Below are 23,942 nucleotides of genomic sequence, written 5' to 3' on the forward strand. Positions count from 1 at the left end.
TATTGCAATTTAACAGATTTTTGGTATTACAAGCGGTGGGATTTTACTTTTTTTTTGCAAATAATTTTAGACCTAATAAATATTAGGTTGTAGAATAAGGAATTAGAACAATCCGCTAAAAAGGTATGCAAATGGAACATAAAAAACTATCTAAAGCACTTGATGCTATTGATTTTAAAATTCTTAATGAGTTACAGCGAAATGGAAAGATTTCTAATATTGAATTATCAAAACGAGTGGGGTTATCACCGACTCCGTGTTTAGAACGTGTTAAACGTTTAGAAAAACAAAATGTAATAATGGGATATAGAGCATTACTCAATCCTGAATTGTTATCTGCACCTTTATTAGTGATTGTTGAAATTACCCTTGTTAGAGGTAAACCTGATGTCTTTGAAAAATTTAATGAGGCTGTTCAGCAATTAGATGAAATTCAAGAGTGTCATTTAGTATCAGGTGATTTTGATTATCTGTTAAAAACACGAGTAGCAGATATGGCTGCTTATCGTCAATTACTTGGTACAACGCTATTGCGTTTACCTGGTGTAAATGACACAAGGACTTATGTTGTAATGGAAGAAGTTAAACAGACTAACTATTTGCAGTTAAAATAAGGGAAGAGTGTGATTAAACGTTTAAAGGGTAGAGAAAATTTAATTAAATTTTTCTTACTATTAGTTATCGCTTTTGGTATCTATTTGATCGTGGCATGGGCGAGTTATAGTCCTTTGGATAATAGTTGGTCAGTTGCAAGTAGCCTTACTGATCAAACATTAAATAAAGCGGGGACATTAGGTGCATGGGAGATTGATATTCTTTTTTCTATGTTTGGAAAGATTGCTTTTTTAGTACCTTTAGGATTGACATTTGTACCTATTTATTTATTAGTGACTCGTGAAAGCGAATCGGTATCATGTAGAGACGTTTTTTTATGGAGTGTTAGTTTTTTCCTTTTACTTCTAGGCTTATCTGGACTGTCTAGCGTACTTTTTTCTGATACTGCTTACTACCTTTCTGGTGGGTTTGTCGGAGGAATGCTTACGCATTTATTTGACAATGTGTTAGGCTTGTTTGGAGTATTGCTCTTTTCAGCTATTTTTACTGCCATTGGCTTTTATTTTTGTTCAGGTAAAGTATTAATTGATCTTGCTATTCAGCTTTATGACTGGATTATGCAAGGTAGTCAAGAAAGAGAGAAATCTTCTTTTTATAAAAATGAAGAAGAACACGTCAATACAAATACTTCCGAGACTGTATATGCTCAAGAGGAACAAGCTCAAGAACCTATTCAGGATGAATCGAAATTTACAGACGTATCCACTTTTGCTCGTCCTAAGATTACTGGTCTAGTGGTTGAGAGAGAAAAAACTGTTGAGTATGAGCAAGATGAGAATCAAATCGTATTTGATAAGCCTAAATCCGAGGTTTCATTGCCGAGAGTCAGCATCACCGAATCAAATAATATACGACAGCAGTCTTCATCAGTTGAAGTAAAAGAGTATAATCATTACGATGTGGGAGAGCCATATGTCCCTCAGAAGGCTTCTATTCCTAGAGTAAGATTGGAACCCGATTCGGAGATTGATAATAATAGTGATACTGATGTAAAGCAAAAGACTACGGATATTGACAATGTAGAGTCTAAAACTTTTTCAAATAAGTCACCTTCATTTATGCAGAAAATGATGCCTCCACATGCTCCTTCTGAACTTGTTGAACCTATTCTGGAAGAAGGAGAGATGGAGGTAGGTGAGACTCAAAATGTAGTAAAAAAAACGACATATCCTAAGGGATATGGTAAGAGCTTAATTCATCCATTATTGGAAAAAAAGAAACATCTAGCGAAACCAACTACACCATTGCCAACTATTGATTTATTAACTACTCAACCGAGTGATATTCCGACTATAACGGAGAGAGAAATATTGGATACCTCTAGTAGACTTACACAAGAATTGGCGAACTTTGGTGTGAAGGCTACGGTAGAAGATGTGCTTATTGGACCTGTTGTAACACGTTATGAAATTCAGCCTGCTCCAGGAGTAAAAGCATCAAAAATTATGAACTTAGGTAATGATCTTGCTAGAGCATTGATTTTTGATGCCATCCGAATTACTGAAGTTGTGCCAGGCAAGCCATATATGGGGATTGAAACACCGAATCGTCATAGAAATACCGTATGGTTAAAAGATGTGTTAGCTAGTGAAGAATTTTCTCGTAGTAAAGCGATTTTACCGATGGCATTAGGTAAGGATATTAGTGGAAAATCAGTTGTTGTTGATATGGCAAAAATGCCTCATTTGCTGGTTGCAGGTCAAACTGGTGGTGGAAAATCAGTGGGGATTAATACCATGATTTTAAGTTTATTATTTAAACTCTCGCCAGATCAAGTTCGCTTTATTATGATTGATCCCAAAGTGGTAGAACTCTCAGTCTATGAAGATATTCCGCATTTACTGACACCAGTTGTAACGGATATGAAAAAGGCAGAAAATGCATTACGTTGGGCTGTAGAAGAAATGGAGCGACGTTATGTGCTTGTGAGTCGTCTCAGTGTGAGAAATATTGAAGGTTATAACGATAAAATTCGTCAAGCAGATGAAATGAACCTACCTATTCCTAATCCATTGTGGAAACCGGGTGATACTATGGATGAATTACCTCCTCCACTAGAAAAACTCAGCTATATTGTGTTGGTTGTGGATGAGTTTGCAGATCTCATGATGGCCGCAGGCAAACAAGTTGAAGATCATATTATGCGGATTGCTCAAAAGGCGAGAGCGGTAGGTATTCATCTTATTTTAGCCACACAACGCCCATCAACAGATGTCATTACAGGGGTAATTAAAGCGAATATTCCTAGCCGAATTGCCTTTACTGTAGCAAGCCAAATTGATTCACGTACGATTTTAGATAAAGGCGGTGCAGAGTCTTTATTGGGCAGAGGTGATATGCTCTATTCAGCAGCAGGAAGCCCAGAAATTTTACGAGTGCATGGCGCATTTATGACAGATGCTGATGTACAACGAGTTGCTGATGATTGGCGTGCTAGAGGCAAACCGCAGTATATTGAAAGTATTGTTGAGTCAAATGATGAAAATAGTACTGCCAGCGAAGGAGTAACAAGTGATTTAGATCCGTTATTTGATGAAGTGGTTCAGTATGTGATTGATACAGAAATTACATCAATCAGTAATATTCAAAGACGTTTTTCGGTAGGGTTCAATCGTGCAGCAAGAATTGTAGATCAATTAACAGCTCAAGGTATTTTATCTGAGCCAGATAGCAAGGGAAAACGAGAGATCTTAGCAAGATAATAACAAGCGGTCTGTTTGATTGCATAATGTGTAAAACAAGACTAATAGAGTATTTTAGAAAATAGAGATAAATATGCGATTAGATAATGATAAAAAAAGCCAAAATGTTGAAGACAGACGAGGGCAGCGATATAGTGGGAGAGCTGGTAAGGGAAAAATCAGTGTTGTAGGCTTTATTGTTTTATTGATTGGTGCTTATTATGGGGTGGACTTATCTGGTATCGTTGGGGTTGGTAGTCAATCAAATTACCAAAGTCAATCAATAAATCAGAGGTATTCAGAAGAAGAACAATCTCTAGATACATTAGCTCGTAAAGTACTTTATACAACCGAACGAATTTGGGGACGCTTTTTTCAAGGAAATGGTATGATTTACCATGAACCTACACTAGTGCTTTATCAAGGTTTGACTCAAACTGCATGTGGAGTTGGACAATCAGTAATGGGGCCTTTTTATTGTCCAGTGGATCAAAAGATATATTTAGATCTTTCTTTTTATGAGGATATGAAATATCAATTGAAGGCATCTGGGGATTTTGCTTTTGCCTATGTTATTGCTCATGAAGTGGGACATCATGTACAGCAACAATTAGGTATTACACAAAAAACGCAATCTGCACAACGTTCTGCAAGAAATAAGGTTGATGCAAATAAAATTTCTGTTAGTGTTGAGTTACAAGCCGATTGCTTCGCAGGTGTTTGGGGACATGAAATTCAAAAAGAAGGAAAACTTGATGCAGGAGATGTTGAAGAAGCATTTTTAGCTGCAGAAGCCGTAGGTGATGATCGCTTGCAACAACAAAGTAAGGGCAGAGTTATTCCCGATAGTTTTACTCATGGCACATCAAAACAACGATTACAATGGTTTCGAAAAGGTTTACAAGCCGGTGATCCTAATGTTTGCCAAATTTAAATAAATAATTTGTCTATTTAACAGTATTTAAGGAAAGAAAAAAATTTTTAAGGAATGTACATGATATATAAAAATGATGATATAAGAATCAATAATATTGAGGAGTTATTACCTCCAGTTGCATTATTAGAGCTTTTTCCTGCAAGTGGGATTGCTGCAGAAACAGTTTCTAAAACTCGTAAAGCTATACAAAAAATTTTACATGGTGAAGATGACAGATTATTAGTTATTATAGGTCCATGTTCAATCCATGATCCTAAAGCTGCAATTGAATATGCCAAAAGAATTAAGATGATGCGTAATAATCCTAAAATTAGCCAAAATTTAGAAGTGGTTATGCGAGTCTATTTTGAAAAGCCAAGAACTACAGTCGGCTGGAAAGGTTTGATTAACGACCCATATTTGAATGAAACGTTTTCGCTAAATGATGGATTAAGGATTGCTCGTAAAGTGTTGTCTGATATTAATGATCTCGCAGTTCCTGCTGCCGGTGAATTTTTAGATATGATTACACCACAATATGTTGCTGACTTCATGAGTTGGGGGGCAATTGGTGCAAGAACGACAGAATCACAGGTACATAGGGAACTTGCGTCCGGTTTATCTTGCCCAGTTGGATTTAAAAATGCAACGAATGGTAGTGTAAAAACCGCAATCGATGCGATTGGTGCAGCAGAATCTCCTCATCATTTTTTATCAGTTACAAAATTTGGGCATTCAGCGATTGTATCCACTAAGGGTAATTTAGATTGCCACGTAATTTTACGCGGTGGAGAGAGTGGACCTAATTATGATGCAGATTCTGTTAAGAATGCATGTTTGGCAATAGAAAAATCAGGCAGACGTCCCCATGTGATGGTGGATTATAGCCATGCCAATAGCCAAAAGCAGTATAAACGCCAGTTAGTTGTGAATGATTCAGTTTGTGAACAGATTGCATCAGGTTCTTTTTCTATTTCTGGTGTGATGATTGAAAGCCACTTAGTAGAGGGGCGGCAAGATCTCGTTGAAGATAAAGCTTTAACGTATGGGCAAAGTATCACAGATGCTTGTATTAGTTGGGAAGATAGTGAAGAAGTCCTATTTAAATTGGCTGATGCAGTAGAGCAACGTCGTAAATTCAAATGATTAGATGATAAAAATGAAAACAATTTTAGCTATAGATACTGCAACAGAGGCTTGTTCAGTCGCACTCTGTCATAATGATCATCAAACAGTATTGAATGAATTAAGCCCAAGAACACACACGCAACGTATTCTGCCAATGGTCGATGAATTATTGCAACAAGCGGGTATTTCATTGAAAGACGTCGATGCATTAGCTTTCGGACGAGGACCAGGAAGTTTTACTGGCGTTCGTGTTGGCGTGGGAGTTGTTCAAGGACTTGCTTTGGGAGCGGAATTACTTGTTATTCCAGTTTCTAATTTATTAGCAATGGCGGAAGAGGCTTATCAACGATTGAATAAGACAGAGGTAATAGCATTAATTGATGCAAGAATGAACGAAGTTTATTTTGCTCAATTTAGCCGAAATTCTGAAGGTGAGTGGAGAGAAGTGATCGCAGAGCAAGTTTGTTCGCCAGAGAAGGCAATGAGTCAAATACAATTAGATCGCAATGCGGTGGTGGTTGGTACTGGTTGGGCTGCTTATTCGCAATTTTCGGCAGCAAACTTACCGCTTGTCATCAGTGATATTACCTTACCTTCGGCACAATTTATGCTTAGTTTAGCGGAGAAGGCATTAGAAAAAGGACTGGTCAAATCTGCATTAGAAATTGAACCCATTTATTTAAGAAATGAAGTCACTTGGAAAAAATTACCTCATAAGCAGTAATGTTGACGTGTAAAAAGGGCAAGTGTGAGACTTGCCCTTTTGTATAGTTTTGCGTTTTAATTATTTCTCCATATAGAGGTCACGAATAAAGTAAACACCTTGAGGACTTTTACCTTCATAGCCTTTAAGTTTTGGATTTTTAATCAACAATCCAGCATAGTGGTAGATAGCTACAAATGGATGGTTGTTACCTAATTCTTCCTCTGCTTGAGCATAAAGATCAGCACGCTCATCTTCTGTTTTTACATAGTAAGAGTCTTGCATCAACTTATCGAATTTCTCACTCTTAAAGCCAATTTTATTTTGTTCACTATTGGATAGGTAATAAGTTAAGAAGGTACTCGCATCATTATAGTCAGCAATCCAAGCATTGAATGCTAATGTGTAATTTTTTTGATTTTTGGTATCTAAGAAAGTTTTCCATTCCATGTTTCTTAAAGAAATATTCACCATATTGGCTAAATTCTTTTTCCAAATTGATGTTGCTGCTACAGCAATATCTTTTAAACCTTCATTTGTGTTATAGAGTAAATCTGTTTTAAGTGGATTAGATTTACTATATCCAGCTTCCTCTAGTAACTTTATCGCCTCTGCATTACGTTGTTTTTGAGTCCAATTCGCATATTCTGGCTGTTGGATTTTTTCACCTGCGCCGATATAAGGTGGTGTAAAGCGATATGTTGGCATTTGTCCAAAACCGAGTACTTTATCAGTGATAATCTCACGATCGAGTGCTAAATCAAGTGCTTTACGTACACGAATATCATCAAATGGTGGTTTTGCTAGGTTCATTTCATAAGTAAAAGTGCCTAATTTACGTGAAGTAAAAATTTGATCGCCATATTCCTGACGGAAGTTTTTGTCTTTATACAGAGTAGATGGAATATAAGCTAAATCAAGTTCACCAGAGCGGTAACGAGAAATGCCAGCACTTTCAGTTAAAATATAAAATGTTGCATTGTTGATAACAGTTTCTTTGTCATTCCAATAGTTTGGATTTCTTTCTAAGACAACTTTTTCATTGAGTACACGTTCAGCAATTTTATAGGCTCCATTACCTACAAAATTTTCTGGACGAGTCCAATTATCGCCATATTGTTCTACGACTTTTTTATTTACTGGATATAAAGAAGAGTGTTGAACAAGCTCTGCAGCATAAGATACTGGAGCAGTTAGTGTCAGTTGAAGTGTATAGTCATCTAAAGCTTTTACACCTAATGTGTCAGGTGATTTTCTACCAGCTACGATATCTGCTACATTTTCCATTTTCATAAATTCAAGATAAGTAGCATATGGAGCAGCGGTATTTGGATCCACAAGACGTTGCCAAGCAAACACAAAATCATTGGCAGTGACGGGATCACCATTTGACCATTTCGCATCTTTTCTTAAATAAAAAGTCAGTGTTTTATTATCATCAGAATATTCCCAACGTTCAGCAACACCTGGAATAATTTTGTCATTTTCATCCGTGTTAACAAGCCCTTCAAACAGTTGTCGAGCTAATAAGCTTTCATTTGTTCCCTCCATCTTTTGGGGATCTAATGTTGCTAATTCAGCGGTTGTTTGAATATTAACAACTTGTTGATCTGCTAAAACGACACCATCAGGCACCTTTGCTGAAAATGCATTAGGAACCAAACTTAATAAAATTGCACTACTTAGCGCGGATAAATTTACAAATTTTTTGCTTTTTGACCATAAGGTATTATTAGGTATTTGCATTAAAATCTCCTTGTAAATAGGTAATGAAATAGGTAGTTGTTGAGTTAGTATAAATAAACTTTAATTAATATAATTTGATTTTAGATGAATTTATGCGACTTATGGATATATTTTACTCATTTTGTGAGAAAGTTAACATATTGACACCACTGGTGGTATAAATTTAGAGTAAATACATAAATAGTAGGCGATTTTTATTTAAAAAATCTGTATAATAGACGGGTTTTATTTCCCAGTGTTTAAGAGGCGGCTATCAAAAGTTATCTTGAAAGTATGAGATGATTTTTGCTAGTCGCAATTTTTAGGAAATAAAATAATAATAGACTAAAAATTTAGAAGGAAATTTAGAAATGACTCCGATTGTCAAACAATTTAAATACGGACAACATACCGTCACCTTAGAGACGGGTGCAATGGCTCGCCAAGCAACAGCTGCCGTGATGGCAAGCATGGATGATACAACAGTATTTGTTACTGTCGTTGCTAAAAAAGATGTAAAAGAAGGGCAAGATTTTTTCCCATTAACAGTAAATTATCAAGAACGTACTTATGCAGCAGGTCGTATCCCTGGTGGTTTCTTCAAACGTGAAGGTCGTCCGTCTGAAGGTGAAACATTAATCGCTCGTTTGATTGACCGTCCAGTACGTCCATTATTCCCAGAAGGTTTCTTTAATGAAATTCAAGTTGTAGCGACAGTGGTGTCTGTAAACCCACAAATCAGTCCTGATCTTGTTGCCATGATTGGTGCTTCTGCAGCACTTTCACTTTCTGGTGTACCATTCAATGGCCCTATCGGTGCAGCTCGTGTTGGTTTTATCAATGATCAGTTCGTATTAAACCCTACAATTTCAGAGCAAAAAATGAGTCGTTTAGACTTAGTTGTTGCGGGAACAGACAAAGCAGTATTAATGGTTGAATCTGAAGCAGATATCTTATCAGAAGAGCAAATGTTGTCTGCGGTAGTATTTGGTCACGAACAACAACAAGTTGTAATTGAAAATATCAAAGAATTTGTAAAAGAAGCTGGAAAACCACGTTGGGATTGGAAAGCACCTGAGCCAAATACAGCATTAATTGAAAAAGTAAAAGCTTTAGCTGAAACACGTGTTGGCGAAGCATACCGTATTGTTGAAAAACAAACTCGTTATGAACAAATCGATGCGATCAAAGCAGATGTTATTGCACAAATCCTCGCAGAATCAAGCGAAGATGAAAGCGTTACTGAAGGTAAAATTATTGATATTATTACTGAATTAGAAAGCCAAATCGTACGTAGCCGTATCATTGCGGGTGAACCAAGAATTGATGGTCGTACAGTTGATACTGTTCGTGCATTAGATATTTGTACAGGCGTATTACCACGTACTCATGGTTCAGCAATTTTCACTCGTGGTGAAACTCAAGCATTAGCGGTTGCAACGCTTGGTACAGAACGTGATGCACAAATTATTGATGAAATCACAGGCGAAAAAGCAGATCGTTTCTTATTCCACTACAACTTCCCTCCATATTCTGTTGGTGAAACGGGTATGATTGGTTCACCAAAACGTCGTGAAATCGGTCATGGTCGTTTAGCAAAACGTGGTGTGCTTGCAGTAATGCCTACCGCGGAAGAATTCCCATATGTTGTACGTGTTGTATCTGAGATCACTGAATCAAATGGTTCTTCTTCAATGGCTTCTGTTTGTGGTGCATCATTAGCATTAATGGATGCAGGTGTTCCAATTAAAGCTGCTGTTGCAGGTATTGCGATGGGCTTAGTGAAAGAAGACGATAAATTTGTTGTGCTTTCTGATATCCTTGGTGATGAAGACCACCTTGGCGATATGGACTTTAAAGTAGCTGGTACTCGTGAAGGTATCACTGCTTTACAAATGGATATTAAAATTGAAGGGATTACTCCAGAAATTATGCGTATCGCACTAAGACAAGCAAAAGGCGCTCGTATCCATATTTTAGGTGTAATGGAACAAGCTATTCCTGCACCGCGTGATGATATTTCTGATTTTGCACCTCGTATCCATACGATGAAGATTGATTCTAAGAAGATTAAAGATGTTATCGGCAAAGGCGGTGCAACAATTCGTTCTTTAACTGAAGAAACAGGCACTTCAATTGATATTGATGATGATGGTACAGTTAAAATTGCTGCAACAGATAATGCAGCAGCAAAACGTGTTATGGAACGTATTGAAGAAATCGTTGCAGAAGTAGAAGTGAATGCAATTTATAAAGGGAAAGTAACTCGTGTAGTTGACTTTGGTGCATTTGTTTCTATTCTTGGTGGTAAAGAAGGTCTTGTTCATATTTCACAAATTACCGATGCTCGTGTAGAGCGTGTATCTGATTATCTTTCTGTTGGTCAGGAAGTTCAGGTTAAGGTTGTTGAAATTGATCGCCAAGGTCGTATTCGTTTAACCATGAAAGATGTTGGTACAACTGAACAAGCTTCAGAAGAACCAGCAGTTGAAGAAGTCAGCGAATAATATTTATTCCTCTTCATTATAGAAGAGGAATTTCTGTTTAAGGTTTTATTGATGCCACAACGTTTGAAGTTGTTTAAGTTTCATTTTTTTCTGTTTCATATAATTGCGATTTTTACATTGAGTGCTTGTACAAATAGTCTCTCAACGATTATTAATCCGAATAAATTATTGTTATCAGAATTAGATCCTCAATTAAGGTTTGAACAAGAAGCAATGATTGTTCGACTTAATGAGGTTTTAGATGAAGCTCAATTAACTACACTGGAACGTGCTGAGTTAATGTTTGAGAGAGGGGTTATTTACGATAGCTTAGGACTTTGGTCTTTGGCTCGTTATGACTTTTCTCGTGCGATAGAATTAAATCCAACTATGGCTGCTGCTTATAATTATCTTGGTTTGTATTTATTACTCGAAGGTGATTATGATAGCTCTATTGATGCATTTAATGCAGTGTTGGAACTCGATCCAGAGTATGATTACACCCGTTTAAATCGTGGATTAGCGTTTTATTACAGTGGTCGTTATTCAGAAGCACAGAGAGATTTACTTTATTTTTATCAAGCTGATAAAAGTGATCCGTATCGAACATTGTGGCTCTATTTTAATGAGTTAGAATTTATGCCATTAGAGGCGAAATCTAATTTAATTGAACGTGCTAAAAATTTATCTGAGGATTTTTGGGGAACTACGATAGTTTCATATTTCCTTGGCGATCTTACGTTAGAACAGCTTCGATTAAAGATGAATGCACAGGCAAAACCTAATACAGCTCAATATGCTGAAATTTTAACAGAAACCTATTTTTATCTTGCAAAACAAACACTCAAAATACATCAAGTTGAAGGGGCAAAAACCCTCTTCCGCCTCGCTATTGCAAATCAAGTTTATAACTTTGTTGAGTATCGTTTTGCTTTATTTGAGTTATCTCAATTGAGAGAATCTCTAACCAACCCTGTTATTGTTGGGAATTAGGACGATATAGTGGTAATGGTAAAACTTTTTACTCAACTTACCGCTTGTACTTTTTAAATAAGTTATATCCTTTGATTTTGTATCAAATATTTTGCTTTACCTAAATACTCAACAATGTATTTTTATCCGTAGGCTAGTTTTCTTTTGCGGAGCTTAAGATGTGCCTACTATCCACAATTTTGGAATTTTATGACAACTAACACAATTACTTTTGCCGATTTAGGCTTACCACAATCTATTCTTGATGCTGTAAATGAAATGGGATTTGTAAACCCATCTCCTATTCAAGAAGCCTGTATTCCTCATCTTCTTGCTGGCCGAGATGTATTAGGAATGGCACAAACGGGGAGTGGTAAAACTGCGGCATTCTCTTTACCTGTTCTAGCACAAATTGACTCAGAAAAGCGTTATCCGCAAATGCTAGTCATGGCACCAACGCGTGAATTAGCAATTCAAGTTGCTGATGCTTGCGAACAATTTACAAAAAATATGAAAGGTATCCGTGTTGTCACTATTTATGGTGGACAACGCTACGATATTCAAATTCGTGCATTAAAACAAGGATCTCAAGTTGTTGTGGGTACACCAGGACGTATTTTAGATCACATTCGCCGTGGAACATTAGACCTCTCTGCATTACATACTATCGTGCTTGATGAAGCCGATGAAATGCTCCGTATGGGCTTTATTGATGATGTTGAAACAGTCATGGCAGAATTACCAGAAAATCATCAAACTGCATTGTTCTCTGCAACGATGCCAGAGCCAATTCGTCGCATTACTCGTCGTTTTATGAAGGATCCACAAGAAGTTAAAATTAAGGCTTCGCCACGTTCTGCACCAGATATTACACAAAGCTACTGGCTTGTGAATGGATTCCGTAAAAATGACGCATTATTACGTTTCTTAGAAGTTGAAGAATTTGATGCAGCGATCATCTTTACTCGCACAAAAACAGGTACAACAGATATTACCGAGTTATTAGAACGTAATGGCTACAATGCGGCAGCATTAAATGGAGATATGACTCAACAAGCACGTGAACAAACGTTAGATCGTTTAAGATCAGGTCGCTTAGATATTCTTGTTGCAACGGATGTTGCTGCACGTGGACTTGATGTTGAACGTATTAGTCTTGTTGTAAACTACGATATCCCTCTTGATTCAGAAAGCTATGTTCACCGTATTGGTCGTACAGGTCGTGCGGGTCGTTCTGGTCGTGCATTACTCTTTGTTGAACCTCGCGAACGTAGATTGCTTAAGAACATTGAACATTTAATGAAAAAACCAATAGATGAAGTTTCTGTTCCTAACCATGAAATGTTGATGGAAAAACGCCGTGAGAAATTCAAAGCAAAAATTTCTGTGCAACTTGAACATCATGATTTACCTATTTATCGTGAATTATTAGAAGATTTATTCACCGGTGATCAAGATCATGAAGAATTAGCGGCTGCAATGATGATGTTATTGCAAGAAAAACAAAAATTGATTCTTCCTCCCGATCCTAAACCTCGTCCAGTACGTGCTGAGCGTAATTCTCGCAATGGACGTGAAAATCCACGTTCTGCTGAACGCCGTGGTGGACGTGAACACCGTGAAAGCAATGGTGTTGCAATGAATCTATATCGTATTGAATTGGGTCGTGAAGATGGTGTTGAAGTTCGTCACATTGTTGGGGCAATTGCTAACGAAGGTGATATTAGTAGCCGTTATATTGGACATATCAAATTACACGATAGTTATTCAACGATCGAACTTCCACAAGGTATGCCAAGCCACTTAATTCAGCATTTTGCAAGTAAAGCTCGAGTATTGAGCAAACCGATGCAAATGTCTTTACTCGGTGAAGCAACCGGTGGTGGAAATAAAGGCTCATTCCAAGATAAAGGTCGAGGAAGAGGACGAAGTGATCGCCGAGATGATAGAGGTGGTAAAGATCGTAAATCATCTGGTGGGTTTAAGGAAAAACGTTTCAATGATAAGCGAACTAAACGCGATTAATTAGATTGAATGCCCCTTTAGGGGCATTTTTTATATAATAACTAAGCGGTTAGATTAGAAGGAAATTTTGCAAATGTTTATTAGAAAAGCTGATGTCTCTTGCGATCTATCTATTTCTGAACAAGATATTTATTTTATGCAACAGGCCCTTTTACTTGCAAATAAAGCGGAACTTCAGGGAGAGATTCCTGTAGGCGCTATTTTAGTTTCAGAAAATGGGGAGGTTATTGGAGAAGGATGGAATCAATCAATTAGCTTGTCTGATCCAACCGCTCACGCTGAAATATTAGCAATTCGTCAAGCAGGGAATAAATTAGGTAATTATCGACTACTCAATTCCACTCTCTATGTTACGTTAGAACCTTGCACCATGTGTGCTGGTGCTATTTTACATAGTCGAATAGGGCGTCTAGTTTTTGGTGCCAGTGATTATAAAACAGGTGCAATAGGATCTCGCTTTCATTTTTTTGAAGATTATAAAATGAATCATTTATTAAAAATTCGAGGTGGGGTTATGGCTCAAGAATGCAGTCAGAAAATTAGTCAGTTTTTTAAAAATAGGCGTATGCAAAAGAAATTACTTAAATAAATCATAGCCAATGTAAAAAGTCGCCTTTCAATTAGGCGACTTTTATTATGAAGGGGAAAAAAGAAATCTTAGAAATCCATTAATTCTTTTTCTTTATCAGCAAGCACTTCATCCACTTTCTTAATGAAAGTATCAGTAATTTTTTGAATATCATCTTGTGCTTTACGTTCATCATTTTCACTGATTTGTTTGTCTTTCTCTAATGCTTTGATTTTATCATTCGCATCACGACGCACATTACGAATAGAAATTTTACCTTGTTCGCCTTCCGCTTTTACAATTTTAATTAGATCACGACGACGTTCTTCTGTTAATGGAGGAAGTGGTACACGAATTGTTGTGCCAGCAGATGCAGGATTTAATCCTAAATCAGAAGTTAAAATTGCTTTTTCAACTGCACCAATTAATGAACGGTCGAATACAGTTACTGCTAAAGTACGAGCATCTTCAGCAACCACGTTTGCAAGTTGGCGAAGTGGTGTTGCTGCTCCATAGTATTCAACTTGAATACTATCGAGTAAACTTGGTTGAGCACGACCTGTACGAATTTTTGCAATGTGGTCTTTTAGTGCTTCAACACTTTTTTCCATACGCTCTTGCGTATCTTTTTTAATTTCGTTGATCATTCTATTTTCCTTTGATTTAAACGATAAAACAGTTTGATTTTACCTAATTTCTATCGTTTTTCCTAGTGTTAAGTAAAAGTCATTATGATAGACTTTTACTTACGAAATATGATGCAAGCGGTCAGATTTTCTGATTGTTTTACAAGAGGAGTTCTTATGTATCAACAACAAATCCTTGCTGAGTTAAATGAAGCAGCTGAAGTGTTAGATAAATTCATCAAAGATGAAAATAATTTACAGCTAATTCAGGATGCTGCTTTGTTAATTTCAGAGAGCTTTAAACAAGGTGGTAAGGTATTATCCTGTGGTAATGGCGGTTCACACTGCGATGCGATGCATTTTGCGGAGGAATTAACCGGACGTTATCGAGAAAACCGCCCTGGTTATCCTGCGATTGCGATTTCAGATCCTAGTCATTTAAGTTGTGTGAGTAACGATTTTGGTTATGAATATGTGTTTTCTCGTTATGTTGAAGCGGTAGGTCAGAAAGGTGATGTTTTATTTGGACTATCTACTTCAGGCAATTCAAAAAATATCTTGAATGCAATTGAAGCAGCAAAGAAAAAAGGCATGAAAGTGATTGCGATGACAGGAAAAGATGGTGGACAAATGGCGGGTATTGCAGATGTTGAAATTCGTGTTCCACATTTCCGTTATGCTGATCGCATTCAAGAAATTCATATCAAAGTCATTCATATTTTAATGATGCTGATTGAATTTGAAATGGCTAAATAGATAGTAGTAATAAAAAAGGGAGCATTTCGCTCCCATATTGATTATAAGCTATTTTTCTTCTGACGACTTTTTTTCCATTTCCACAAGGCAAATAACCCACCAACGATTAATATTCCCCACATAATCATTTGTCCTTTATGAATTTGTGAGTGTAATTTATCTAGATTTTTAGCTCCGAAATAGCCTAAATAGACCCAAATAGGAACAGAAATAATAGCCGCACAGAAATCAACAAAAATGAAGCGAATGAAAGAAACTTTATTGGTAATACCAGAAGTTAGGTAGACAACTGCACGAAGTCCCGGTAAGAAACGTGCAATAAAGAGCAGTTTCCAGCCTTGTCTTTCAAATCGGTTTTGTACGGTTAAAAACCGTTCAGGTGTGGCAATTCTACGAATCAGCGGGAATTTCAGAATTTTTTCACCGTAAATTCGCCCTAACCAATACATTGTACTGTCACCAATTAATACACCGACCATACTTACTACAAGCATCCAATGTACATTGGCTGAGCCAAGTCCAGAAATTACTCCACCAGAAACAAGAGTAATATCTTCAGGAATAGGTACTCCAAATCCACATATCAGTAAAATGAAAAATACAGCAAAGTAGCCATAGCAATTAAAAAAATAAATAAGGTGGTCCATTTCAATCCTTAAGAATAACTGATGTTAATCAGCATGATTTAAATTACGAACAGAGTGTCTGACGACTAGTTCAGGATAAAACTCCAATGTTTTGGGTTCGTGTGCTTGCTTATTATTATTGATTCTTTCTAGTAATAAATCTAAAGCCATATGTCCCAAACGTGTTTTTGATTGATGTATCGTCGTAAGTGGAGGAGCATAAAAGCGAGAGTTGTGGATATTATCATATCCAACAAGAGAAATATCTTCCGGAACTGATAATCCTTTTTCTGTAATCGCTGAAATTGCACCCAAAGCAATAGTATCACAAGCACAAACAACAGCTGTTGGGAGCTTTTCTTGCTTTAAAATACGATTCATAACTTCATAACCTGCTTCAGGTTCGAAATCAGTTTCATGGATCCATTCATCTCTAATGAGTAATCCAGATTCTGTCATGGCTTTTACAAATCCTTCAAAGCGATTTTTAGATATAGTTTTAAACAGGTTTCCAGCAATAACAGCGATATCTCTATGACCATTATCAATTAAGTGCCGTGTGGCCATATAGCCACCATCAAAACTATGATCAACAATCCGATCACTTTTACCATCATTAGGTCCCCAGTCCATCACAACCATAGGAGTATTGGTTCCGTTAAAGAGAGATAAAGAGCTTTCAGAATATTCGGAACACATGACCAAGATACCATCTACACGCTTAGCAACAAGCATATCTAGATGGTTTTGAATTTTTTCTACTTGGTTTTGAGTGTTACACAAAAATAAAGAGTAGCCCTTTTGATAACAATATTCTTCAACGGCAAGTACGATCTCCGCAAAATAAGGGGCTTCATTGGTGGTGATGATCATCCCAATAGACTTTGTTGTGTTAATTTTAAGACTACGAGCGACGGCACTTGGTGAATAATTCAATGCAGCAACAGCATCCCATACCGACTGAGCCGTATCTTCTGATACGAATCTCGTTTTATTGATAACATGAGAAACTGTAGTTGTCGAAACGCCAGCTAGTTTAGCGACATCCTTAATTGTTGCCATATTATTCCTCGTAATCGTAAAATACGCATATTATAGCGAATAATGCGGAAATTCTTAAACAAAATTAAAGCTTGGATTGCATTTTTACTAAATAGTTTTAGAATGAGCCTATCTATTTGATTATTTATAGGGGAATTGTGATGGGTGCTTTTGGTTATGCGATGTTAACGGTAGTTGCTGCATTGGGAATGATAGTAATTTTTGCTGCAAATATTTTCTAGAATTTTTTATTGTAGGTAGAGCATCTAAAGATTTGGAAACATTCCAATTCAAAATTAGATGCTCTTTTCATTTGTTGTCACTTATCTAACAATTTACGATGTCTAAACTTGATTTCGCTTCTCTTTCTTTTAATTCCAATCAAACACCAGTTTCTGAACAATTTGATGATATTTATTTTTCTACGCAAGATGGCTTAGCCGAAAGCCGTTATGTTTTCCAAGAAGGCAATCAATTGTGGGAAAAATGGCTATCTCATGATCGAAGTGCTTTTGTTATTGCTGAAACAGGTTTTGGAACAGGGCTAAATTTTTTTGCTGTTGCTGAATATTTTGAAGAGTTTTGCAAAGCAAATCCTGAACATATTTTAAAACGGTTATATTTTATCTCCTTTGAGCAATACCCAATACAAGCAGAACAATTTCATTCAGTTCATCAACAACATCCTCAATTTGCAAAAAAAATAGATAAACTGACCGCTTGTTGGGAGCCTCGACAAGTTGGTTGCCAGCGTTATCACTTCGGTCAAGTTTATTTAGATCTTTGGTTTGGTGATATTGCAGAGAATTTACCACAGTTAGGCGATAGTTATAATGCCACTATTGATTGTTGGTTTTTAGATGGGTTTTCGCCCGATAAAAATCCGCAAATGTGGAATGAACATCTCTATCAGCAAATGTTTAGACTCACAAAACCTCAGGGGAGTTTTGCCACTTTTACAGCATCAAGTCAAGTTCGCAGAGGTTTACAATCGGTAGGATTTGAAGTGTATAAGCGTAAAGGCTTTGGTAAAAAACGTGAAATGTTATGGGGAGAGAAACCCATAGAGAGTGAGTCTCAATCCATTGAATATCCTTATTATTTTCAATCGAAACAAACCAATGTAGATGACATAGCGATCGTAGGTGGTGGTGTTGCCAGTTTATTTTTATCCTTATCTTTAATTGAAAAAGGCAAACGAGTCACGCTTTATTGCCAAGAAGGAGAGTTAGCAAAAAATGCGTCAGGCAATGCACAAGGGGCAATTTATCCGCAATTGAGTGATGATGATGAAAGAAATGTACGTTTTTATGTGCATAGTTTTGATTATGCCTTGCAACGCTTACACCAATTAACTCCTCTCGTTTCTTTTGAGCAAGGGCTAACAGGTGTTTCACTCTACGCTTATAACGATAAAACCGATCAAAAACTGAAAAAAATTGCTGAAGACGGATGGGATGAGAAACTTTATAAATTATGTTCAGCCGATGAATTATCAGAAAGAGTAGGGCTACCATTAGTCAATGGTGGAGCATTTATTTCACAAGGTGGCTGGCTATCGCCCGTGCAGTTAGTCCAAAATGGCTTTAAGTATCTTGAACAGCAAGGCTTAACCATTGTTTTAAATCATAAAGTGGAAAATCTTACATTTGAAAATAATCAATGGCATTGGCAACATAATGGACAATATTTTTCCCATCAGGCTGTGGTTTTAGCCAATGGACATACTCTTAAGCAGTTTCAGCAGATTGAAGGGATTCAAATCTATCCTGTACGAGGACAAGTGAGCCAAGTGCCGACCAATGAAAACTTATCTCAACTAAAATTGGTACTGTGCTACGATGGCTATTTAACCCCAGTTTCAGCACAACAAACCCATTGCCTTGGAGCAAGTCACGTAAGAGATAATCTTGATACGACTTTTAGCTTAACCGAACACCAGCAAAATATTGCAAAATTACAACAGAATCTAACCGCTTGTGATTGGACGCAAGGTATAGATGGTTCTGACAATAAAGCAAAAGTAGGTGTAAGAGCAGCATTTCGGGATCGTATTCCCATGGTTGGTGCAGTACCTAATTATCCAGAGCAGAAAATTCAATATAAAAATTTATATAACCTAAAACGTCGCAGACAGCCTATTCCTATTCCCGCTACTCATCCAAACCTTTATTTATTGGCAGGACTTGGCTCAAGAGGGCTAACAACCGCCCCATTATTGGGGGAATTATTGGCAAGTCAAATCGCCAATGAACCACTTCCATTAAGCCAAGATATTTTATTTGCTTTAATGCCTAACCGTAGTTGGATAAGAAGTTTATTGAAGGGGAGACAACTTGATTGAGTGGGAAGAGGTCAGAGTAAGTCTAATCTTCTATAAATGATTTAATTAAGAAAACCAGAGTAATGAACATAATGAGCAGAACGAAAAGAAATAAAATTACTATTTTCTTATATTGCTATTTAGCCTTCTTTATTACATGTAGTGTTGCTGCAACTATATTGCCATTTTTAGTGCATTTAGTTTCATTTTTTCTATTTGGTGGGGATTGGTTTACGCTTATTCCACTAAAATATTATTTAGGGTTAGCCATAATGTCTTTTTTCCTTACTCTTTATTATTTATGGGAAAGAGGTATTTTTGAAAGCTAGTAAGTAGTTTTTTGACTTTATACAATGCGCCGAGGATTTTTATCTTCCTATTGCAACACCACAAGCGGTAAGATTTCATTCAAATTTTGTAAAAAATGAGTAGAAACTTACCGCTTTTAAGTATCTTATAGAAGATGAAATTCATGGTGGAATTATGGTGTTTTTTACCATTTATTTAGATTAGATACAAAAACATATCTTAATTTTTATTAGATATGAGTGCAGTGCAATATAGGTAGGTTTAACTTTGATATTATCAGGAAATGATTAAAATAAATCAGATAAAGAGATTTTGGAGGAAATACATTAAGTATATAAGTTGGGTAACGTTTTAAGTTATACAAAATTACCTACTCCTGTAAAAGAAATATTTATAGAAATTATTTCAAATAGTACTGAAAATAAGTTAAAAAATAAGGTTAATCAAAAATGATAGCAATGATGAGAGAGTTATTTTATTGGGTATTAGGTTTTTTGTTAGTTATATTGGTTTGTTTTTGATAAATATGTTCTATACCTATTTATTTATCTATCTAGAAAAAGGTGTTTTTCCAATAACTTTAGATGATTTTTTATGGCCTATTAAACCATCTTTGATGGCTATTGGTATTTATATATTAACAGCAATACTAATACCGGGAGATAAAAATAGGAGTAAAAAATAATAGATTTATTTTATAAAACACATGATCTAGAAATATAAAAATATATCTAAAAGTGTTATCCCTAGAGGTAGGAACAGCTTATATAACTAGTGATAAAGGATTTGCTATGGTGGTAGGTGTGAACGTGTTATCATATGAATTAAGTGCGTATGTAACAGATAATTCAGTTTATGATGCTTCAGTAGCAAGTGGTATTAAAAAGATTTATGAGAAGAATAACAATGAAAAGTAAACCCAAAGGAAAGCTTATTTTTAGACTATTTATGATATCATTGATTATTTATGTAACTTTTCTTTTAGCCGATTTAGGATTGTTTGTATATTATTATTTTAGTGGTGAAAATGTTGTATGGAATAATTATATCTTTTGGTATACCCTGAAAAGATCATATGGGGCAATTATTGCTATATGGTTGGCTGAAATATTTTTCACTTTGATTAATAATTAATAGTGAAATACGTAATAGGGATAAATAATGGTAAAATTAAACAAGAGGTTGATTTTTAGGTTGTTTATAATATTTATAATAGTTTATATGGTGGTTTTTATTAATTTCACTATATTAATGTATTATTTGTATGGATGTATTTCTTTTGGTAATGACATATTTTTTTCTTCATTGAAGAAAACATTGGCTTTGTTTGTTCCAATATTAATTTTAGAAATATCTTCTTGGTTTAATAAAAGGAAAAGATAGTTTTAATCACTAGGCACTTAAAAAAGTTCAGTGGTATTTTTGAAAAATCAAAAATTAAGAAAGTCAATCACGATTTTTGTTATTAACTATTGTCAGTTAACAAGCTACAGATAAGTTTGAAGCGGTTTACAATATTAAAATTGAAAAACTAGAGGAATGAATATAATGAGAAGAAAGAAAAGAAATAAAATTACTATTTTCTTATATTGCTATTTAGCCTTCTTTATTACATGTAGTGTTGCTGCAACTATATTGCCATTTTTAGTGCATTTAGTTTCATTTTTTCTATTTGGTGGGGATTGGTTTACGCTTATTCCACTAAAATATTATTTAGGGTTAGCCATAATGTCTTTTTTCCTTACTCTTTATTATTTATGGGAAAGAGGTGTTTTTGAAAGCGAGTAAGTGGTATTTTGGTTTTATACAATACGCTGAGGATTTTTAGTCCCCTATTGCAAAACCACAAGCGGTAAGATTTCATTCGAATTTTGCAAAGAAAGATAAACAAAATTAAGAAAGGATATAAGAATAAGACTTTAAAAAGTTATAAATAATAAAGGAGAGGAAAGATGAAAAATTTTATTTATTATATTCTAGCATTTATTTATGCATATTGTTTCTTTTTATTTGTTAAATTTATTGCAATTTATTTTTTTATTTATTTAGAAAATGGAGTTTTCCCTATATCATTATCTGATTTTTATGAGCCTATATTTCCATCTTTTTTAGCAATAGCTGTTTATATTTTAACAGCAATACTAATATCAGGAGATAAAAATAAAAAGAAAAAATAGTGTTTATCTGTAAATTTATTGAATGTAGTGCAATAGAGGTGGGTTCAATTTTGATTTTATCAGAAAATAATCAAAATAAATCAGATAAAGAGATTCTGGCATATGTTGGAGGAAATAAAAGATAAAATCCGTTCAAGTGAGGATAAACAATCTATGAAATCAAGGTCAAATTGGTATTTTTTAGTAGCATTTATTTATGGGGTTATTTTATTTTTTATTGGTGATATTTTTCTGGTTTTTATTACTTTCTTAGGTGACGATTCTTTTTCTATTATAGAATATTTAAAACATAATTATCTAAGTAATTTATGGTGGGCTATAAAAGGTTCGCTATCAATAATAGGAATCCATATATTGACAGCAATATTAATACCGGCGGATAAAAATAAATTAAGTAAAAAATAATGAGTAGAATATTTCAGTAATGTCTACTAGCATTTTATTAATGTATATTATGGTCTTTTTAGCTAATATGGTGATTATCTGTTTTTTTTATTATTTAAAAATAGCACTTCCCTATAAATGTAAGTGAATTTTACAAACCAGTGATACCATCATTAATAGTTAGTATCGCACATATAATTGTTCTTGTTTTTTTAGCAAAATAGTAAGAATTAATTATTGTTATGTCTGCTTTTATTAGTTTTGGTGTGTGTTTTATGTAATAAATTATCTGGAGATAAAAAATGAAAAAATTTTTCTATTATGTGTTAATTGCTATTCTTATATATTCCTTTATTTTTATTATTGGAATTGGTATGGATTATATTACTCAAGATTCTTTCTCATTATCAAAAGAGAATTTTAAGTATCCTATTAAATTAACATTAATGATATTTGTTGGGTGGTTATTTCAGGAATGGAGAAAAAATAGTAAATAGATCGTATTCAATGTTATTTGAGGCGGTACGGAATTGCTTGGTCAATTAATTGAAAATATTTAGTACATTTAGTCTCATTTTTTCTATTTGGTGGGGATTGGTTTACTCTTATTCCACCAAAATATTATTTAGGATTAGCTATAATGTCTTTTTTTATACTCTTTATTATTTATGGGAAAGAGGTGTTTTTGAAATCGAGTAAGTGGTATTTTGGTTTTAAACAATACGCTGAGGATTTCTCCTCTCCCTATTGCAACAACACAAGCGGTAAGATTTCATTCAAATTTTGCAAAAATTGAGAAGAAACTTACCGCTTATTGTTCGTTTTATTATTCCTGATTTAGTAAGAAAATCCCTTTTGAGTTTAAATGTAGGTAATATTGTTCTAGACTATCATCATAGTATTCAGGATTGAGATTGACCAAGATCTCTTTTCCTTGCCATATAATCACAATTTCCCAATATGCCCCCATATAAATGGCACTTTTAATTTCGCATCGTTGATTTTCCTCGCCTGTTGCCAGTAACTGAACAGCTTCAGGGCGGATGCCGACTAAGCATTCTCCATTATTGACCTTAAAGCGATCGGCATTTTCTAAGGTAAAATTAAAGTTACCAATTCGGATTTCATCTTGATTGCGGAAACCCTCTAAGATGGTGGATTCGCCCATAAAGTTCGCTAAAAACAGAGAGTTAGGTTGAAGATAAAGCATTCTTGCGGAAGCTTTTTGTTTAATGATTCCTTTGTCCATGACGATTACTTCATCTGATACGGCAAAGGCTTCCGTTTGGTCGTGGGTAACATAGAGGGAGGTAATATTTAAGCGTTGTTGTAATTCACGGATTTTTTCACGCATTGAACGGCGTAAATTGGCATCAAGGTTACTTAATGGTTCATCAAAAAGTAGCACTTTAGGTTTTAAGATCAAGGCTCTAGCAAGGGCGACACGTTGTTGTTGTCCACCTGAAATTTGATCGACATAGCGATCTTCAAAACCTGCTAAATCAACCAGTTCTAATGCTTCACGAATGCGAGCTTGACGCTCATTTTTACTCACGCCTTGCATTTTCAATCCATAGCCTACGTTATCGCCAATCGACATATGAGGGAAAAGTGCATAGGATTGGAATACGATACAGATATCACGCTGTTGAATGGAGTTTTGTGTCACATCCTCGCCATCAATAAAAATTTGCCCAGAGGTAGGATTTTCTAAACCCGCCACCAAACGTAAAACTGTTGTTTTACCACAACCAGAGGGACCAAGTAATGTGACCATTGTGCCTTTTTTAATGGAAAGGCTGAGGTTATCAATTACAGTCGCTTTGCCAAAAGATTTTGTAATATTTTTGAGTACTAGAAAGTCGTTTTGTGTTTCCATTG

The 23,942-nt window shown here is 35.3% G+C and carries 20 protein-coding genes; 15 read left to right on the top strand and 5 right to left on the bottom strand.

The window, feature by feature from the left end; genetic code table 11:
• The first annotated feature begins 131 nt into the window (after window positions 1-131).
• From lrp to tsaB, 5 genes are all read left to right on the top strand, one after another.
• Window positions 132-614, top strand: a complete 483-nt coding sequence (gene lrp / locus A6A10_RS03855; RefSeq protein WP_121121801.1) for a leucine-responsive transcriptional regulator Lrp — start codon at window positions 132-134, stop codon at window positions 612-614.
• Window positions 615-623: 9 nt separating this feature from the next.
• Window positions 624-3,317: a DNA translocase FtsK gene (locus A6A10_RS03860; RefSeq protein WP_121121799.1), complete on the top strand. Its 2,694-nt coding sequence runs from the start codon at window positions 624-626 to the stop codon at window positions 3,315-3,317.
• A gap of 73 nt (window positions 3,318-3,390) precedes the next feature.
• A complete protein-coding gene (ypfJ, locus tag A6A10_RS03865) occupies window positions 3,391-4,230 on the top strand; it encodes a KPN_02809 family neutral zinc metallopeptidase (RefSeq protein ID WP_121121797.1) in 840 nt (279 codons plus the stop codon).
• A gap of 60 nt (window positions 4,231-4,290) precedes the next feature.
• On the top strand, window positions 4,291-5,358 hold the full coding sequence (aroG, locus tag A6A10_RS03870; protein ID WP_121121795.1) for a 3-deoxy-7-phosphoheptulonate synthase AroG: 1,068 nt from the start codon (window positions 4,291-4,293) through the stop codon (window positions 5,356-5,358).
• 4 nt (window positions 5,359-5,362) lie between these two features.
• Entirely contained in the window at window positions 5,363-6,064 is a 702-nt protein-coding gene (gene tsaB, locus A6A10_RS03875; RefSeq protein ID WP_121121793.1) for a tRNA (adenosine(37)-N6)-threonylcarbamoyltransferase complex dimerization subunit type 1 TsaB, read from the top strand.
• A gap of 60 nt (window positions 6,065-6,124) precedes the next feature.
• Here tsaB and A6A10_RS03880 read toward each other — a convergent pair whose 3' ends face one another.
• Complete coding sequence (locus A6A10_RS03880; protein WP_121121791.1) at window positions 6,125-7,789, bottom strand: ABC transporter substrate-binding protein; 1,665 nt, start codon at window positions 7,787-7,789, stop codon at window positions 6,125-6,127.
• Window positions 7,790-8,139: 350 nt separating this feature from the next.
• On the opposite strand from A6A10_RS03880, the gene pnp reads away from it, so the two are divergent.
• From pnp to tadA, 4 genes are all read left to right on the top strand, one after another.
• On the top strand, window positions 8,140-10,275 hold the full coding sequence (pnp, locus tag A6A10_RS03885) for a polyribonucleotide nucleotidyltransferase (RefSeq protein ID WP_121121789.1): 2,136 nt from the start codon (window positions 8,140-8,142) through the stop codon (window positions 10,273-10,275).
• A 51-nt stretch (window positions 10,276-10,326) separates the two neighbouring features.
• On the top strand, window positions 10,327-11,247 hold the full coding sequence (nlpI, locus tag A6A10_RS03890) for a lipoprotein NlpI (RefSeq protein ID WP_121121787.1): 921 nt from the start codon (window positions 10,327-10,329) through the stop codon (window positions 11,245-11,247).
• A 189-nt stretch (window positions 11,248-11,436) separates the two neighbouring features.
• On the top strand, window positions 11,437-13,251 hold the full coding sequence (locus A6A10_RS03895) for a DEAD/DEAH box helicase (protein ID WP_121121785.1): 1,815 nt from the start codon (window positions 11,437-11,439) through the stop codon (window positions 13,249-13,251).
• A 73-nt stretch (window positions 13,252-13,324) separates the two neighbouring features.
• Window positions 13,325-13,840, top strand: a complete 516-nt coding sequence (gene tadA, locus A6A10_RS03900) for a tRNA adenosine(34) deaminase TadA (RefSeq protein WP_121121783.1) — start codon at window positions 13,325-13,327, stop codon at window positions 13,838-13,840.
• Window positions 13,841-13,908: 68 nt separating this feature from the next.
• Here tadA and frr read toward each other — a convergent pair whose 3' ends face one another.
• Window positions 13,909-14,466, bottom strand: coding sequence for a ribosome recycling factor (gene frr, locus A6A10_RS03905; protein ID WP_121121781.1), 558 nt, complete (start codon window positions 14,464-14,466; stop codon window positions 13,909-13,911).
• Between the two features lie 156 nt (window positions 14,467-14,622).
• Between frr and lpcA the strand changes: the two genes are divergently transcribed.
• A complete protein-coding gene (gene lpcA / locus A6A10_RS03910; RefSeq protein WP_121121779.1) occupies window positions 14,623-15,201 on the top strand; it encodes a D-sedoheptulose 7-phosphate isomerase in 579 nt (192 codons plus the stop codon).
• Between the two features lie 41 nt (window positions 15,202-15,242).
• Here lpcA and A6A10_RS03915 read toward each other — a convergent pair whose 3' ends face one another.
• Window positions 15,243-15,848 (bottom strand): DedA family protein, encoded by a 606-nt coding sequence (locus A6A10_RS03915; RefSeq protein WP_121121777.1) that lies wholly within the window; start codon window positions 15,846-15,848, stop codon window positions 15,243-15,245.
• 24 nt (window positions 15,849-15,872) lie between these two features.
• Entirely contained in the window at window positions 15,873-16,889 is a 1,017-nt protein-coding gene (gene purR / locus A6A10_RS03920; protein ID WP_121121775.1) for an HTH-type transcriptional repressor PurR, read from the bottom strand.
• A gap of 319 nt (window positions 16,890-17,208) precedes the next feature.
• Here purR and mnmC point away from each other — a divergent pair, with 319 nt between their 5' ends.
• From mnmC to A6A10_RS03940, 5 genes are all read left to right on the top strand, one after another.
• Window positions 17,209-19,212: a bifunctional tRNA (5-methylaminomethyl-2-thiouridine)(34)-methyltransferase MnmC2/FAD-dependent 5-carboxymethylaminomethyl-2-thiouridine(34) oxidoreductase MnmC1 gene (gene mnmC, locus A6A10_RS03925; RefSeq protein WP_121121772.1), complete on the top strand. Its 2,004-nt coding sequence runs from the start codon at window positions 17,209-17,211 to the stop codon at window positions 19,210-19,212.
• A gap of 1,079 nt (window positions 19,213-20,291) precedes the next feature.
• The gene (locus A6A10_RS09655; RefSeq protein WP_257792060.1) at window positions 20,292-20,417 is read left to right on the top strand and encodes a hypothetical protein; all 126 of its coding nucleotides are present in this window, start codon (window positions 20,292-20,294) and stop codon (window positions 20,415-20,417) included.
• A gap of 631 nt (window positions 20,418-21,048) precedes the next feature.
• Window positions 21,049-21,288, top strand: a complete 240-nt coding sequence (locus A6A10_RS03930) for a hypothetical protein (protein WP_154399693.1) — start codon at window positions 21,049-21,051, stop codon at window positions 21,286-21,288.
• A 164-nt stretch (window positions 21,289-21,452) separates the two neighbouring features.
• Window positions 21,453-21,677 carry a hypothetical protein gene (locus A6A10_RS03935; RefSeq protein WP_121121768.1) on the top strand — a complete coding sequence of 75 codons (225 nt, stop codon included), beginning with the start codon at window positions 21,453-21,455 and terminating at the stop codon, window positions 21,675-21,677.
• 153 nt (window positions 21,678-21,830) lie between these two features.
• Window positions 21,831-22,082: a hypothetical protein gene (locus A6A10_RS03940; RefSeq protein ID WP_147404740.1), complete on the top strand. Its 252-nt coding sequence runs from the start codon at window positions 21,831-21,833 to the stop codon at window positions 22,080-22,082.
• An 805-nt stretch (window positions 22,083-22,887) separates the two neighbouring features.
• On the opposite strand, the gene fbpC is transcribed toward A6A10_RS03940, so the two are convergent.
• A complete protein-coding gene (gene fbpC, locus A6A10_RS03945) occupies window positions 22,888-23,940 on the bottom strand; it encodes a ferric ABC transporter ATP-binding protein (RefSeq protein WP_121121761.1) in 1,053 nt (350 codons plus the stop codon).
• Window positions 23,941-23,942 lie beyond the last annotated feature (2 nt).

The sequence above is a fragment of the Otariodibacter oris genome, assembly GCF_009684715.1.
Classification (GTDB): domain Bacteria; phylum Pseudomonadota; class Gammaproteobacteria; order Enterobacterales; family Pasteurellaceae; genus Otariodibacter; species Otariodibacter oris.

Bases quoted from the DNA above. Each gene is read 5' to 3' on its own strand.
- mnmC (WP_121121772.1), top strand. From the start codon at position 17,209: ATGTCTAAACTTGATTTCGCTTCTCTTTCTTTTAATTCCAATCAAACA.
- A6A10_RS03930 (WP_154399693.1), top strand. From the start codon at position 21,049: ATGAGAAGAAAGAAAAGAAATAAAATTACTATTTTCTTATATTGCTAT.
- A6A10_RS03940 (WP_147404740.1), top strand. From the start codon at position 21,831: ATGAAATCAAGGTCAAATTGGTATTTTTTAGTAGCATTTATTTATGGG.
- A6A10_RS03935 (WP_121121768.1), top strand. From the start codon at position 21,453: ATGAAAAATTTTATTTATTATATTCTAGCATTTATTTATGCATATTGT.
- purR (WP_121121775.1), bottom strand. From the start codon at position 16,889: ATGGCAACAATTAAGGATGTCGCTAAACTAGCTGGCGTTTCGACAACT.
- fbpC (WP_121121761.1), bottom strand. From the start codon at position 23,940: ATGGAAACACAAAACGACTTTCTAGTACTCAAAAATATTACAAAATCT.
- tadA (WP_121121783.1), top strand. From the start codon at position 13,325: ATGTTTATTAGAAAAGCTGATGTCTCTTGCGATCTATCTATTTCTGAA.
- lrp (WP_121121801.1), top strand. From the start codon at position 132: ATGGAACATAAAAAACTATCTAAAGCACTTGATGCTATTGATTTTAAA.
- aroG (WP_121121795.1), top strand. From the start codon at position 4,291: ATGATATATAAAAATGATGATATAAGAATCAATAATATTGAGGAGTTA.
- nlpI (WP_121121787.1), top strand. From the start codon at position 10,327: ATGCCACAACGTTTGAAGTTGTTTAAGTTTCATTTTTTTCTGTTTCAT.
- lpcA (WP_121121779.1), top strand. From the start codon at position 14,623: ATGTATCAACAACAAATCCTTGCTGAGTTAAATGAAGCAGCTGAAGTG.
- A6A10_RS03915 (WP_121121777.1), bottom strand. From the start codon at position 15,848: ATGGACCACCTTATTTATTTTTTTAATTGCTATGGCTACTTTGCTGTA.
- frr (WP_121121781.1), bottom strand. From the start codon at position 14,466: ATGATCAACGAAATTAAAAAAGATACGCAAGAGCGTATGGAAAAAAGT.
- A6A10_RS03895 (WP_121121785.1), top strand. From the start codon at position 11,437: ATGACAACTAACACAATTACTTTTGCCGATTTAGGCTTACCACAATCT.
- A6A10_RS03880 (WP_121121791.1), bottom strand. From the start codon at position 7,789: ATGCAAATACCTAATAATACCTTATGGTCAAAAAGCAAAAAATTTGTA.
- pnp (WP_121121789.1), top strand. From the start codon at position 8,140: ATGACTCCGATTGTCAAACAATTTAAATACGGACAACATACCGTCACC.
- A6A10_RS09655 (WP_257792060.1), top strand. From the start codon at position 20,292: ATGGTGGTAGGTGTGAACGTGTTATCATATGAATTAAGTGCGTATGTA.
- ypfJ (WP_121121797.1), top strand. From the start codon at position 3,391: ATGCGATTAGATAATGATAAAAAAAGCCAAAATGTTGAAGACAGACGA.
- tsaB (WP_121121793.1), top strand. From the start codon at position 5,363: ATGATAAAAATGAAAACAATTTTAGCTATAGATACTGCAACAGAGGCT.